Annotated in this window: 15 protein-coding genes; 7 read left to right on the top strand and 8 right to left on the bottom strand. The window is 43.6% G+C overall.

All coding sequences use genetic code 11. The features are described from left to right. Positions 1 to 351 (top strand): hypothetical protein (locus tag NWF01_05175; GenBank protein MCW4024413.1); only part of this gene is annotated, 351 nt, incomplete at its 5' end. A gap of 230 nt (positions 352 to 581) precedes the next feature. Here NWF01_05175 and NWF01_05170 read toward each other — a convergent pair. Beyond that, a complete protein-coding gene (locus NWF01_05170; protein MCW4024412.1) occupies positions 582 to 1,853 on the bottom strand; it encodes a cation:proton antiporter in 1,272 nt (423 codons plus the stop codon). A gap of 185 nt (positions 1,854 to 2,038) precedes the next feature. Here NWF01_05170 and pgsA point away from each other — a divergent pair, with 185 nt between their 5' ends. Further along, the gene (gene pgsA, locus NWF01_05165) at positions 2,039 to 2,671 is read left to right on the top strand and encodes an archaetidylinositol phosphate synthase (GenBank protein ID MCW4024411.1); all 633 of its coding nucleotides are present in this window, start codon (positions 2,039 to 2,041) and stop codon (positions 2,669 to 2,671) included. Here pgsA and NWF01_05160 read toward each other — a convergent pair. Continuing rightward, on the bottom strand, positions 2,668 to 2,961 hold the full coding sequence (locus tag NWF01_05160; protein ID MCW4024410.1) for a 30S ribosomal protein S26e: 294 nt from the start codon (positions 2,959 to 2,961) through the stop codon (positions 2,668 to 2,670). The two genes, pgsA and NWF01_05160, sit on opposite strands and share 4 nt — an antisense overlap. Positions 2,962 to 3,007: 46 nt before the next feature. Then, positions 3,008 to 3,895, bottom strand: a complete 888-nt coding sequence (locus tag NWF01_05155) for a DUF4438 domain-containing protein (protein ID MCW4024409.1) — start codon at positions 3,893 to 3,895, stop codon at positions 3,008 to 3,010. A gap of 125 nt (positions 3,896 to 4,020) precedes the next feature. On the opposite strand from NWF01_05155, the gene NWF01_05150 reads away from it, so the two are divergent. Genes NWF01_05150 through NWF01_05140 form a run of 3 tightly spaced genes read left to right on the top strand, consistent with a single transcriptional unit; the run spans position 4,021 to position 6,468 of the window. Next, positions 4,021 to 4,590 (top strand): CBS domain-containing protein, encoded by a 570-nt coding sequence (locus tag NWF01_05150; protein ID MCW4024408.1) that lies wholly within the window; start codon positions 4,021 to 4,023, stop codon positions 4,588 to 4,590. A 58-nt stretch (positions 4,591 to 4,648) separates the two neighbouring features. Continuing rightward, a complete protein-coding gene (locus NWF01_05145) occupies positions 4,649 to 5,995 on the top strand; it encodes a dihydroorotase family protein (protein MCW4024407.1) in 1,347 nt (448 codons plus the stop codon). Further along, positions 5,992 to 6,468 (top strand): Mut7-C RNAse domain-containing protein, encoded by a 477-nt coding sequence (locus tag NWF01_05140; GenBank protein ID MCW4024406.1) that lies wholly within the window; start codon positions 5,992 to 5,994, stop codon positions 6,466 to 6,468. Before NWF01_05145 ends, NWF01_05140 begins: the two co-directional genes overlap by 4 nt. Positions 6,469 to 6,501: 33 nt before the next feature. Here NWF01_05140 and NWF01_05135 read toward each other — a convergent pair whose 3' ends face one another. Genes NWF01_05135 through NWF01_05125 form a run of 3 tightly spaced genes read right to left on the bottom strand, consistent with a single transcriptional unit; the run spans position 6,502 to position 9,805 of the window. Continuing rightward, complete coding sequence (locus NWF01_05135) at positions 6,502 to 7,968, bottom strand: radical SAM protein (GenBank protein ID MCW4024405.1); 1,467 nt, start codon at positions 7,966 to 7,968, stop codon at positions 6,502 to 6,504. After that, positions 7,965 to 8,876, bottom strand: a complete 912-nt coding sequence (locus tag NWF01_05130; protein ID MCW4024404.1) for a UbiA family prenyltransferase — start codon at positions 8,874 to 8,876, stop codon at positions 7,965 to 7,967. Before NWF01_05130 ends, NWF01_05135 begins: the two co-directional genes overlap by 4 nt. Next, complete coding sequence (locus NWF01_05125) at positions 8,873 to 9,805, bottom strand: GDP-mannose 4,6-dehydratase (protein ID MCW4024403.1); 933 nt, start codon at positions 9,803 to 9,805, stop codon at positions 8,873 to 8,875. The genes NWF01_05130 and NWF01_05125 overlap by 4 nt, the downstream gene beginning before the upstream one ends. A 48-nt stretch (positions 9,806 to 9,853) precedes the next feature. On the opposite strand from NWF01_05125, the gene NWF01_05120 reads away from it, so the two are divergent. Both NWF01_05120 and NWF01_05115 read left to right on the top strand, forming a co-directional pair. Next, positions 9,854 to 10,687 carry an adenosylcobinamide-GDP ribazoletransferase gene (locus NWF01_05120; protein MCW4024402.1) on the top strand — a complete coding sequence of 278 codons (834 nt, stop codon included), beginning with the start codon at positions 9,854 to 9,856 and terminating at the stop codon, positions 10,685 to 10,687. Beyond that, on the top strand, positions 10,684 to 11,289 hold the full coding sequence (locus NWF01_05115; GenBank protein MCW4024401.1) for an NTP transferase domain-containing protein: 606 nt from the start codon (positions 10,684 to 10,686) through the stop codon (positions 11,287 to 11,289). Before NWF01_05120 ends, NWF01_05115 begins: the two co-directional genes overlap by 4 nt. An 88-nt stretch (positions 11,290 to 11,377) precedes the next feature. On the opposite strand, the gene NWF01_05110 is transcribed toward NWF01_05115, so the two are convergent. Together NWF01_05110 and NWF01_05105 are read right to left on the bottom strand one after the other, a co-directional pair. Beyond that, positions 11,378 to 12,442: a mechanosensitive ion channel family protein gene (locus NWF01_05110; GenBank protein ID MCW4024400.1), complete on the bottom strand. Its 1,065-nt coding sequence runs from the start codon at positions 12,440 to 12,442 to the stop codon at positions 11,378 to 11,380. Positions 12,443 to 12,655: 213 nt separating this feature from the next. Further along, the gene (locus NWF01_05105; protein ID MCW4024399.1) at positions 12,656 to 13,588 is read right to left on the bottom strand and encodes a saccharopine dehydrogenase NADP-binding domain-containing protein; all 933 of its coding nucleotides are present in this window, start codon (positions 13,586 to 13,588) and stop codon (positions 12,656 to 12,658) included. Between the last annotated feature and the right edge of the window lie 121 nt (positions 13,589 to 13,709).

Here is a 13,709-nt window from a genome sequence, read left to right as displayed (position 1 = left end):
GGCAAATTAAATCAAACAGTCATCAGCCAATACGAAGTCACCGACTGGCCATATGACCCATACACAGTATACACTTGGAACTGCAACACAACACTACCACAGCTACCAAACGGAACACACAACATAACCATCTACGAAGGACCCAACAGCACCAACCCAAAATCAATCTACCACTCAATCTCAACATTCCATTTCACCATCAACGCGACAGCCCCAACCAGCACGCACCCCAACCTGACAGAAACAGCCACACTAATCACAGGCGCAACCATCACATCCATAATCGCCGCCATAAGCATAGCAACATACCGTTCCAGACACACCAAACCCGCCAAAACAACACAGCTCTGACTACAAAAAAATAATTTTTGTGGCAGCAGTCAAAATATTCAAATTGAGAGAAGACTAACATCCAACCAACCTCTTCTTATTTTGCCAACCTATTTACCGTCTATTTGGAGCCTATTAGAAATACAATGCAGAAACCATAGAGGGGAGGTCCCCTAATGTCGACATTTTTACTAATTAAATGTTGAAAACCAGTTTTCTGTATAAAAAAGCATCAACCAAACACACATACCCTATAGAGGGTAGGTTGGGATATAGTCAGGTGATGATTTGTCGTCGGTCTCTTCTGGTGGAACTTCTTCAGGGGGTTCTTTGTCAGCGGCTCGACGCAGCATAAGCGGCGTGAGAACAGTGGTAATCATTATCATACCCAGAATTGCCGCGTAAGTGCTCTCAGTTCTGGCGCCAGCAGAAATGGCTACACCAGCCACAATCAAGCCGACTTCACCTCTGGAAATCATGCCGATACCAACTTTCATTCCTTTAGCACGATTTTTCAAAAACAGTGCAGCAGGCAATCCACATCCAAGCAGTTTGCTTGCAACAGCCAATATTACTAAGGCAAAGAAGAAGGCGTAGAAGTGCCAGTCTAAAGTGAGAAAGCTTCTGATGTTGAAGGCTGCTCCGGCTAACGCGAAGAATATTGGGGAAAACACTATACTGAGTTTTTGGGCGTAAGCACGGATTTTTTCAATAGTGTTTGAACTGGCAATCGCCATTCCAGCTGCAAAAGCACCGACAATTGGTGACAAGCCAACTGCGGCTGCCAGCGCGGAAGCACCAAAACAGGAAGCAGTAGCGGTTGCTTCAACTGTAGCATCTGAGTTGCCTTTAGAAATGTAATTGAGTAGTCTGGGCAGTACAAACGAGGAGAAAACTGTTAATGCCAACCACAGAGCAAGCGAGGTTGAAATTAAGATAATCACGTTTAAGGGTTCAATCGGTGCTGAAGAGGAAATGAATGAGACGATGACACCTAAAACTGCCAAGCCTAAAACGTCATCAACCACAGCTGCACTAATCATCATCTTAGATTCCACTCGGTGCATCTGCTTGAGTTCAATCAAGACAAGTGAAGTTATTGAAATGCTTGTTGCTACTAGAGCTGCAGCGACAACAAGACTAACAATAATGTCATAGCCTATTAACGTGCAAAAACCGTACCCGATAATAAAAGGAACCACAACACCTAAAGCTCCAACAATAAAGCTTGGAACACCAACCTTTCGGAAGTCAGTAAAAGTCATCTCTAACCCAGCAATAAACAGAATCAAAATACCGCCAATTTCACCAAAAGCCCGCACAATCTCATTAAGCTCAATCAGGGGAGTTCCACCAATATTGAGCAGGCTACCAAACGCGTAAGGACCCAGCAAAATACCCGCTGCCAACTCGCCAAGAACCGAGGGAATCTTGTAGCGTGAAAAGAGTTCACCCAGAATCTTGGCTGAGAAAACTAGAATACAAATCGTAACGATTGCATTCAATACTGGGTCTAAAGCCAAAGTTATATCACCTATTTAGCGGTACAGGTACAAGGGGAATTTAAATCATTTACGTGTACAAAGGACATTTTTTAACATTCTAATAGCAAGTAAAAAATTACAACCCCAAAGCAACAGTAAATGCTGCTTAGAAAGCCTTTTTTACAGCCAACCACCTATTGAGCTAACATTCAAGTTGAAAACCCTTGCTCACTAAACTCAAAAAGTCCGTCCAGCAAATGCTAACCTCACAGGCGCAGGCAGCACACAAAATAGGCTTAACCCCCAACACAATCAGCATAATCGGTTTTGCCCTTATCTTGCTCTCTGCAGCATCATACGCACTGGCATTAACTTATTCACTGTACCTTTTGATTTTAGCAACCGTTTTCATGTTAGCATCAGGATTCTGCGACACCTTAGACGGCATTGTAGCCCGCACTTTTGGACAAGCAACACCATTTGGCGGATTTTTCGATTCACTACTTGACCGCTACTCAGACGCAGTACTCTATGCCGCAATAATTATCGCTGGATTAACAAATGCTGCTTGGGGAGCGTACTGGGGAACCATCTGGTGCCTTGCTGCATTGATAGGTTCTTTGATGGTGAGTTACTGTCGCGCGCGGGCAGAAGCAATTGGGATAAAAATGGAGTCTGTTGGTTTAGCCGAACGCGCAGAACGCATGTTAATTTTAGCTGTAGTGAGCATAATTGCGTTCTTTTGGTTGCCAGCTCTTGGTTACGGCATAGCCTTGTTGGCAGTGCTTTCAAACTTTACAGTTTTACAAAGAGCAATACATGTTTACAAAGAATTAAAAAAGAAAAGTAGCATTTAGGATCTTCGTTTATAGCCTCGTGAATGACGCTCGTTTTCGGCTCGCACCTTAACGATGCCACGGTGAACCGCGCAGGAAATACAGTAGTATTTTGTGTCCACCCAAGAAGACAGAAACGTGCCTTTAGCCCGAAGTTCCTTTGCCAATTGCGGCTCAACAAACGAAACGCGACGAGTGGATCTTTTTGCTTTGTCACGTGGGACCATTGAACCACAGTTTGCACATTGAACTAGACTGCTGCTTCCTTTACTGCCTTTTGATCTTCCTCTGCTTTTACGCTTAAATGGCAATTATTTTGACCTCTCTTCTAATCGCTCCATAAGTGGATATCCACTCTTATATATGTGCTCTTAACTTTAACAATGAAGCGATGTTAGCTGCCTGATTTAACTTGGGAGATATCTTTCCAGAAGAGGAAGTCATAAGTGTAGTTACACCTGGACCATGACCTGCAGCGACACAGTTTGAATGAACTACAATTCCGATGCTCATGGCGCCTTGACGATAAATCCTGCCAAAACTGTGGTCAGCATCCACGATAGCAACTATGTCACCTATCCGCAGAGAAGCCAAACTATACTTCTCAACCATCACCTCATCGGATAATTGAATGTCATAATCACCTGAATTTACCTGAGTAGCACCCAGCCCTGAACCCATAATCGCTGCTGGAATAACATGTGCCACTGAAACCTCAAGCGTCTCACCATCCGCAAGGGGATTTAAAGCTTCCAAAAACTTGGGATCCATATTCATAACTTTTATTTCTGGAAAATCCAGCAGTTTTAAGCCTGTGCCAAAGGCTTTAATTAAAACACGGTCACCAGGCAACAATTTCTCAACAATTTGCTCAGAAAAATCAACCATCACATGCTCGACACCACCATGTTTACCAGTTACAACACCTCGCTCACCTTTAGCATCACCACTTGCCACAATTGCTTCGTTACCAACACATGATAACACGTTGAAGGCAGTGTTTGCTGCTGAGCCAAATCGGGCGTCGTTTTCCTTGTTTTCTAAGCTTACGCATGGTTCTGCATGGTCTGCCATCCAGCCACAGGCAGGGTCGCCGACTCGCAGGTTGTAGGTTATTCCGCCGACGCTTGTCATGACTGTGGGTGCTCCTGTTGGTGAAATGGAGTAAACGTTTCGGATAGTTGGGCTTGCTATTTCGCCCATAACAGATATTTTGATTAGTTTTTCAGTGTTTAACTTTAGCATGTGTATTCACGCCTTGTCGTATACATTGTTTGATGCAGTTTCTTGTACTTAAGCAACTCTTAAATTAGTGTACCTTATAGTTTCAAGTGTAGCCCAGTGTGGCTTGATTGCTGGATGTGAAATTTATGTCCGAAATTGGATTAAGACCACGAATGCTTGTAAAAGATGTCATGAGCAGCCCAGTTATAACAATAGATGAAACAAGCACCTCAAACCAAGCTGCAGCGTCAATGGCGCAAAGCGACGTAGGATGCGTTATTGTTATCAACGAGTCAGGAAAATCCATAGGCATAATAACCGAACGCGACTTGGTAATTCGGGTTATAGCAAACAATCTCAAGCCAGACATCGTAAAAGTTAAAGAAATCATGACTACTCCACTAGTAACAATTGAGCCAGATGCCACGGTCACTGATGCCGCAAGGAGAATGAATCGGTTAGATATTCGACGATTGGGCGTTATGTATAAGGGTAATTTGGTTGGGATAATTTCAAGCAAAGACCTTCTGGGCGTTATGTCGGAGCTTCTTGAGATTATGCAGGAGAAAAGCCGAATTGAGGAAGGCGAAGAAGAACTTGAAGAAGCACCCTTATCAGGTTACTGCGAAAACTGCAACGCCTACTCAGAAAACCTCAGAGAATATGAGGGCAGAAACATCTGCGATGAATGCCTCATAGAGCTTCGCGAGAAATAGCCTCTTTTTTAATAATTCTTTTTAACTGGCTAATTCTTAATTGATAGCGTGACCCTGCATGATTGCTGACACTGTGCTGAAAAATGCTAAGGCATACCTAAACAAGGAAGTTTTGGACTGCTGCATCGCAATTGAGGAAGGCAAAATCCAGAAAATCGGCAAAGAAACTCACATGCCCCAAGCTGACGAAAAAGTTGACCTAAAAGGCTTGCTGGTTTTGTCTGGACTCATCGACACGCATGTACATCTGCGAGATGAAGGCAAAGCATACAAAGAAGATTTCCACTCGGGCACATCGGCAGCGGCAGCGGGGGGTTTCACAACGGTTCTGGACATGCCAAACAATGACCCTGTAACTATGAGCCCACAAACATTGCGTAACCGAATGGAAATAGCCCAGCGGCGCACAATGGTTAATGTTGGATTCTACAGCGAATTCCCCAAAGAGACAAAGCAGATTGGTGATATTGTTGCTGAGGGGAATTTTGGGTTTAAACTTTTTATGGGCGCTCAGGTTGGCGGCTTAAACCTTGATGATGACGCAGCAATGACTGAAGCTTTTGAGCAGGTTGGAGCGCTTGGTGTGCCTGTCGCGGTTCATGCTGAAGATAAGGATTTGGTAGGATTTAATGAGGCTATGCTTCGAGCAGCCAAAAAAAGCAGTCCAGCAGCGTTTCTTCAAGCGCATACTCCAGAAGCAGAACAAAAAGCCATTAAACATTTACTGTCAGTCACCAAAAAAACCAAAGCTAAAATTCATTTTTGCCATGTTACCTCACAAGAAGGCTTAGACACAATCTCTGAAGCAAAAAAAGAGGGCAGAGCAGTCACCTGTGAGGTAACCCCAAACCACCTGTTCCTATCCAGCACCGACACGCCCCGCTTGGGAAGCATGATAATTGTTGCGCCTCCAATCCGCAGTCCAGACCAAACTGAAGCGCTCTGGAAAGGCATCACCGAGGGCATCGTGGATTCGCTGGGTTCTGACCATGCACCCCATACTTTGAATGAAAAGTCGGCGGAAGATGTTTGGGAGGTTAAACCGGGATTACCAGGATTAGAAGTCACGTTGCCTTTGCTATTGACGCAGATTAACAGGGGTAAATTGAGTCTTGAAAGGGTAGTAGAGCTTTTAGCGGAAAAACCCGCAGAAATCTTTGGTCTACAAGGTCAGGGCAAGCTTAAAGCAGAAAACCAAGCGAACCTAACCGTTGTGGATTACAAGAGAGTCTTCAAGATTGAGGCATCAAAATTTAAGTCTAAAGCCAAATTCTCACCCTACGACGGCTGGGAAGCCCAAGGAAAACCAGTTAAAACCTACGTAAATGGCAAACTAATCATGGATGAGGGCGAAATTGTAGCAAAAGCAGGCTGCGGCATGGTTCTGCGGAGAGGCAAAATTTGAAGTTCCTCGCAGATGGCATGCTGGGAAAACTTGCACGTTGGCTTCGGATGCTTGGACACGACGTAGAGTATTCCATTAAAATGGGTGACAATGAACTTTTAGCTGTGGCAAAAAAAGAGAACAGGGTGCTTTTGACAAGGGATTTTGAGCTGTATCATCGTGCGGTTAGCAAGGGTATTGAAGTGTTTTATGTGGATGCTAAAAATGAAACAGGAAGACTCGCACAGTTGGCAAGCCGCTACAGTTTAGACGTGGAAATTGATATGGACAAATCCTATTGCCCCAAATGCGGAGCTAAACTAAACCCAACCGCAAAAACCCAAATCCAAACTGACGTGGAAGCAAACACGCTTCTCTATAATGACAAATTCTGGAAATGCCCCAACTGCGGACAAGTGTATTGGCAGGGTGCGCACTGGAAAAAAATCGAGGGTACCCTGAAGATAGTGCAACAAAAACAGCAACAATTTTGAGAAAAAGTCTTAATTGCCTAAAAAGAGGAAAAATTAGGCTTTTTTGGTTCTTTGTATGTACTCCTTTTCTATTGCAACGCGATGCACGTTGTTGTAGGCGCAGAAGGGTATGATTTTGAGGTCAGGGGTAATGTAGTGAACTACGCAGCGTCGTACGCGGTTAACGTCAAAGTTGTAACTGTCCATAAATGCCATGCAACCTAGTAGGAAGATTCTGCGGCGGATTTTACCCAGCGACTGATAAGAAGGTGAAATGTGCATACGCAAAATCGACTTTAACAAAGTCGGCATACCCACTTCTCGGGTAACTAAGAACATGTTCATTGACAGCATGGAAGCCATAAACAGTGAAGAAAGCAGTGAGAATTTGCCTTTTGACTCGGCGTTTTCAGCGGTTTTGCGAATGGTACTGAAGAATCTGTCAAAATTCACAAAACGATTAATTGGGAACATTTTGCCGCTTTTAGAAACGTAAATCCAGTTCACGATGCCGCATTGTGGACTGCACGAAAACAGTGGCCAGGGTTTTTGCATGAATTTACGCATGATTTTAATCGGTGAAGTCATAACAGACATCGGAAACAAATCGGTGGCTTTTACTTCCCCATTGGTCTGTGTCTCCACGTCCTCGGCAAAACTCCATTCCCGAAAGTTCTCGCGGAAAGGATTCTCAGTTGCTCTGCCAGTGAAAGCTATGGGCTGGAAAATTAAGCCTCTTATGATGTCTGTGTTTTGGGCTGCGAATCGAATCATGTCACCGACTTCCTCATCGTTGAGGCTTTTCATTAACGTGTTAACCAAAATGACTTCCATATCGTATTTGCGGCAGACATCAATCGCTTTGAGCTTAATGTCCACCAGGGGCAATCCACGGATTTTTTTGTTGAACTCTTCATGGAAACTATCAAAAGACAAGTAAACAATGTTTAACCCTGCATCTTTGAGTCGCTTTGCCAAACCAGGAGTATCAACCAAGTGAGTTCCGTTAGTTGCTAAAATTGTCATGAATTTTAGCCTGTGAGCAGCGGCTATGATTTCAGGCATGTCTTCGCGTTCCAACGGTTCGCCGCCTGAAAACAGGATCGCTGGGGGTTTAGGGTTAGCTTTAGCGGCGAACTCGAGCATGTTTATGAGGGATTCTTTGGTGGGTTCGTAATCTTCACCTTGATCTGGGAAGGTTGAGAAGCAAATTGCACATTTAAAATTGCAACGTTTAGTTACATCGATAACGCCGATGACGGTTCCTGAGGCGTGAATTTTGCATTTTTCACAGTTGTATGGGCAACCTGCTGGGTCTTTTGGTGCGTTGAGGTCGCCGAGGTATTGGAACTGGTCGTACTTTATCATGTGTTCAAAGATGGGTATGCTTTGCCAGTGGGTAGCTTTGAATTCACCGTGCTCTGGACACTGTTTGATGATCTGGATTTTGCCGTTGACTTCACGGAGTTGTGCATTGATTTTCTTTTGACATTCGGGGCAGATGCTTTTGGTTTCGCTCACAGTAACCCTCCGAGTACGGCTTCAAATATTAACGCTATAGGTAAAAGAATCATGGACATAGTAACTATGCGTTCATATTTTCGTACGCTTTGAAGAGTTGAGGCTGAAGTGATAAGGCGAACTGATGCATAGATGAGCAGAACACTCCACAAAAGAATACAGGGAAGATAGTAAATGGTGAAGTGGTCCGCAAAGAAGGGTATAGAAGGCAATGGCGCAAGTAACCCTGTCAACAGGAAGAAAATTGCAGCTACTTTAATGGATTTGATGTTACCGATTTTCTGTGGCAACGTTGGATAACCAACTTTCGTGTCGCCTTCAACGCTTAGGACATCACGCAGTACGTTACCGCCTATGGTTCCAAAAGCTATTGGGTAGAGGGTAAATGAAATTATACTGATTGTATTGGAGACTGTTGCTTGCCCATACAGGAAAGCGGTACCAGTTAAAATTCCAACTAACACATTGGCTATGAACCCTGATTTACGTTTCACCATGTACGAATAAATCAAAAGCAAAACGGAATCAACAGCGATAATTGCAAAACTAAGCCAGTTAATCAAGAAAGCCAAAACCAGCCCAACCGCAAAAAGCACGCCTGAAACCGCCATAACCTGCGTTAAAGATAGCGCCCCTGAAGGGATAGGACGCTTAGGCTTGATTACAGCGTCACTTTCTCGGTCAAAATAATCGTTTATAGCAAACCCTGCGGACGTGATAAAAGCCATGGAAAAGAAAATCAGAAGGGCAACCCACCCAAAACTCAACGCGCCAAGCGTGGTTTCTATGCTGCCTAGGCTTGCTTTGGTTATTGCACGCGCGGTTAAAAGTGATAAGCCACCTGTCATTAGCCAGTAAGGAAGCCGAAGTAGAGCAAGTAAGCCCTTTACTGGCGAGGCAGAACTCATTTGGAGTTTTTCCTCTCAGCGATAATTTCGCGTATGTGATCTTCCAAGGTGATTTTTGGGTTCCATTTCAGTTCTCGTTTAGCCTTGTTATTGTTGAACCAGATTTTTGTCACGTCACCCTGCCAAGAAACGTTGGTGGTAGTGATTACTGTTTTTTTAAGCCCAAGAATTTTGATTATCATTTTTGCAAGTTCAAGAATTGAAGTGGTTGTTCCGCAGCCGATGTTGTAGACTTCACCGTTTGCTTTTTTGCTCTCTCCCACTTTTATGAGCGCGTCCACCACATCAGATACATGCACGAAATCGCGGGATTGCAAGCCTGTGCCGATTATTTCCAGTTTATCAGGGTTTTTCTCCAGTTTCTCAATAAAATCGTGGATTACACCGTGACATCTTGGACCGAAAACGTTTGCAAACCGCATGATGGTTATGTCCAGTCCATATTGGCTCTGGTACATTTGACAGTATTCTTCCCCGACAACCTTGCTTAAACCATAACATGAGAAGGGGTGAAAACCATAGCCTTCAGGAGTTGGAAAAACTGTAGGGTTGCCATAAACTGCGGCGCTTGAAGCAAAAACGAGTTTTGCGTCGTCTTTGCGGGCTTTTTCCAAAACATGCATGGTTCCTTTAGCGTTAGTGTCAAAGTCAATCAGGGGGTTTTCCATTGAGTATGGAACTACAACTTGAGCTGCTAAGTGATAAATTAAGTCAGTTTTTTCTTGTGCAAGGAGGGCTTTTGCGTCTAAAATATCTCCTTTGACGAATTTGGCGGATGGTACGTCGTTTACGTTTTCCATTTTTCCGCTGGATAAATCGTCATAAATTGTTAAGTTGGGGGTTAAGGTTACAAGTTTTTTTGTCAGATGGTAACCGATAAAGCCTGCGCCGCCAGTAACCATCACTTTTTTACTGTTAAGTTCCTCCATCCCTCTCACGACAAAGCCTATATTCACTAATGGTAGTTGTTAGAATATATGTCGCCGTTGAAAACTATAAAAACGTTTAGGGATTTGTTATCTTTCTTAACCATAATCCCAATGAACACAAAAGAAGACTTTGTGCTAAACACTGCCCAACACATCTACCTTTTCCCCTTAATCGGCGCATTAATTGGAGCTTTTGGAGCAGCATATTTTGTTGCATCCAGCTACATCATAGACTTTTTGCTTTCAACCGCAAACATGCTTATTGTGTTCCCAACAGCTTTTCTGGCAAAAGCCGCACCGGCAGCAATGACAATTGCGTTTCTGCTGATTTTAACAGGTCTGCAGCATTTTGATGGATTGGTGGATTTGGGTAACACACTGGGTTTTAGAAATGTGCAAGACCGCAAAATGATAGCGCATAAGTGGACGGTGACTTATTCAGGTGCGCTTTTCGCGTTGATTGTGGAATTTTTGGCAGTTATTGGATTATTTCTTATTAATCCATGGATAGCAATTGGAGCAGTTATTGCTTCTGAGGTCGCTGCAAAACTGGCGATGGTTACGATTGTGTGGGGCGGGAAACCTTCACATAAGGGGTTGGGCTCGATTTTTCTGCGGATGGCAAAAAAGAAACTAAACATTGCAGCATACGTAGCGGCGGTTTTGATTGTTTTCCCAATCTTGTTCTTTTTAGGTTCACCTTTAAGTGGCATCATTGGAGTTGTTGCGGTTTTGGCAAGTGTTCCAGTGGGCTTGTTGATGGTGAAGGTTTCTGAGAAAACTTTCGGCGGCGTTTCAGGAGATACCATTGGCGCAACAAACGAGATTGCAAGAGCACTATGCCTTGTTTTAATGGCAGTTTTGCTGGGGGTGCTGGCTTGAAGATTCCCGCATTGGTGATGGCTGGCGGCAGAGGTTCACGGATGGGGTTGCCAACTGAGAAGCCGATGCTACGGTTTTTTGACGAACCCTTTATTGCTAAAGTTGTGGCGGCAGTGCAAGATGCCAAGAATGTTTCAAGTTTCACAGTGGTTACCAGCCCCAATACTCCAGTGACAGAGGCGTGGTGTAGGCTTAGGGATTTTGAGGTTTTTAGGGCAGCAGGAAATGGCTACCACCTTGACCTCAAAGAAGTAATAGCTAAAAAAAACCTGTATTGCCCAGTGTTGACGGTTTCGTCGGATTTGCCCACGTTAACAGGCGCGTTTCTTGATAGGGCAATCCAAGCCTTTGAAAACTGCGGTAAGGATGCATTAGCTGTTTATGTGCCTGTTGCAGCCCGCAAAAAGCTTGGGCTGTCTACTTCGTCGCTGGACACGTTTGAGGGCGAAACGGTTTGCATTTCAGGCGTGAATATTATTGATGGCTCAAAAATAAATCAGCCAACTATACCTCAAGGCGCACTGATTACTGATGACGTAGCGGTTTTATTCAACGTGAACACCCCCAGCGATTGGGAAATTGTGCAAAAAACATTCAAGTAGACCAGGGTACTTGCAAAAAAAACGCTCTCCCTCTATGGTTTCTGCATTGAATTTCTAATAGGAACCAAATAGATAGGGGGTGGATGCCTTATTTTTTGACGTAGATTGTGCTGGTTGGGAACGCCATTTCTATGGCTTCTTTCTCAAAGGCTTCTTTGATTTCAAAGTTAATGTGCTCTTGTGTTTCAAGGTATTTGCCCCAATCTGAGCAGTTTACGTAGTAAATTATTTGGAATTTGAGACTGAAGTCGCCAAACTCTGTGAAGTTAACGCGATCAAATGTGGCTAATTCAGTGCTTTTGATGACATCAGTTATTATACCTGGAATTTTTCGTAGTTTTTCAACTGAGGTATCATAGGTTACTCCGATGTTGAAGACTACTCGTCTTTTCTCGAGTTTTCTAAAGTTTCGGATGCTGCTCGTGGTGAGCTCTTGGTTGGATATGACGAGTTCTTCGCCTTGCAATAGCTGGACTCTTGTGGAGCGGATGCCGATGCTTTTGACTGTGCCGCTGTAGTCGCCAACAACGATGAAGTCTCCGATTTCAAATGGGTGATCAAAGTATATGGAGAATGCACTGAAAACATCACTAAGAGTGCTCTGCAGAGCAAAGGCTATGGCGATTCCTCCGACTCCTAAGCCGACTACTGCGCCAGTCAGGTCAATGTCAAACGTCCAAAGTATTATGAGGAATGCGAAGACGAAGACTATTATCTGAATTATTTTTTTGAGAATAAATAAGAGGTGGTGGCTGTTTTTTCCTTTCATTATTGCGGTTCTGCCTACGAACCAGTCAGCTAAAATGTTTGAGACTCTGGTTACCGCAAAGGCTGCTAGCAGGATTTGGATAACTGTGAATGCTCCATTTAGTATGTAATTGTATGGTTCAAGTATCGAGAGCGGTGAGAGGGCATATTCAATACCAAAAATGACGATTATCATTATTATTATGACTTTTACGGCTTCGATGATTTCGTCATCTAAAGTGGTTGACGTTTTCTTTGCCCACTTACTAAGTTGCCTGCTTAAAACCGCATATATTCCCCAGCCTACAGCGACAACAACAATGAAGATTAGAATAGATGTTATGGCTTCTGCTGTTACCGCATTTGTGTGCAATATTTGCTGAAGAATTTCAGTGAAACTAGCCATTTTGTATTCTCTTTTGGGGTCTTATTGCGGTTTTTCCTTTGGGTTTATCCTAAATAAACCTTAATTATTTCCTAAAGCATTTTTATGATGAAACTTTCTAAGATTTGCCTTAACCCCAACTCCAAGAAACCTTTTTGGGCGCTTATACACCCATTGCCCACTGGTCCTAAATAGAATGAATAAAATTTAAAATAAAAAGAAAAAAGAAACTGCTTATTTTGCAGCTGCTTTTGCAAGTTTCTTGAGAATGTTGTCTTTAGCGATATTATAGGCTATTGAGTAGTCAAAGAGTCCGTCTGGTTCAGCGGTTGCACGCTTTATCATTTCGGTTTCGGTTTTGATTTTTAGTTTGCCAATAGCTAATGCGCCTATGCCGAACACGCCTGTCTTGATTTCTACGCTATCATCGTTTTCGCCTAAGCCTTCAACACCTAATGGTTTTATGGCGTTTATGTCTGCAACAATTTTGCATGATGGCGCCTTGCTTAAGTCTGCTTGGCTAAGAAGCTGAATTCCACCTGCGCCCGCGCTAAGAACGATGTCTGCGTCTTTTATGACTTCTGCAGTTTGTTCTGGTTTGGAAACTTCAACAACTTTTACGCGGTTTTCGCCGACTTCAGCATTAATTTTGTCTGCTACAGCTTGACCTTTTGCAAGTGAGCGGCTGCTGATGGTTACGTTTGCTTTTTCGGCTGCATAAATTCTTGCTGCGGTCTGACCGACTGGTCCTGTACCTGCCAATACTGTGACGTTTTTGCCTTCTAATCCGCCTAAGCCTTTTCCTATGGATGCACCCAATGTTTTGGCTACTGCTGCTGCGGCTGTGCTATATCCGCCTCTTGGGTCAACGATTATGCTGTTTCCCCATGGAGCTGACTTCATGGCTTTCTGTGTTGCGGCAACGACTTTTTCTACTTCTTCAAAGTTGCTTCCGTTGATGAAGACTTTGGTGTGTGCTGCTCCTAGTGGACCTCGTGGGAAAAGTAGGTCGTAAACGATTTTTGGAGCGTCTTCACTGTTGACGTTTTCGTATTTGAATATCATGCTGTCTGGGAACGCGTCGATTGCTACTAGCATATCAAAGGGACTGCAATATTTGTCTGTGTCTAGAAAAACGAAAACTGTTTTGAATGTTGGTTGTGCCATACATTTACACCTTATGTCATGTTTGTGATGCAGTTGGGAGATTTAAGAATTATCCAGACTTAAAGTTAAAGAAAACACCGGTTATTTCCATAAACCTTTTTCATAGAAACCTTAAATTCAG

Source organism: Candidatus Bathyarchaeota archaeon (genome assembly GCA_026014585.1).
Classification (GTDB): domain Archaea; phylum Thermoproteota; class Bathyarchaeia; order Bathyarchaeales; family Bathycorpusculaceae; genus Bathycorpusculum.
The sequence above is the reverse complement of the archived record's forward strand: the minus strand, read 5'-3'. Positions and strand labels throughout refer to the sequence as shown.

Excerpts from the sequence above, each read along its gene's own strand:
- NWF01_05155 (MCW4024409.1), bottom strand. The coding sequence starts at position 3,895 with ATGCTAAAGTTAAACACTGAAAAACTAATCAAAATATCTGTTATGGGC.
- NWF01_05150 (MCW4024408.1), top strand. The coding sequence starts at position 4,021 with ATGTCCGAAATTGGATTAAGACCACGAATGCTTGTAAAAGATGTCATG.
- NWF01_05145 (MCW4024407.1), top strand. The coding sequence starts at position 4,649 with ATGATTGCTGACACTGTGCTGAAAAATGCTAAGGCATACCTAAACAAG.
- NWF01_05130 (MCW4024404.1), bottom strand. The coding sequence starts at position 8,876 with ATGAGTTCTGCCTCGCCAGTAAAGGGCTTACTTGCTCTACTTCGGCTT.
- NWF01_05105 (MCW4024399.1), bottom strand. The coding sequence starts at position 13,588 with ATGGCACAACCAACATTCAAAACAGTTTTCGTTTTTCTAGACACAGAC.
- NWF01_05120 (MCW4024402.1), top strand. The coding sequence starts at position 9,854 with ATGTCGCCGTTGAAAACTATAAAAACGTTTAGGGATTTGTTATCTTTC.
- NWF01_05110 (MCW4024400.1), bottom strand. The coding sequence starts at position 12,442 with ATGGCTAGTTTCACTGAAATTCTTCAGCAAATATTGCACACAAATGCG.
- NWF01_05125 (MCW4024403.1), bottom strand. The coding sequence starts at position 9,805 with ATGGAGGAACTTAACAGTAAAAAAGTGATGGTTACTGGCGGCGCAGGC.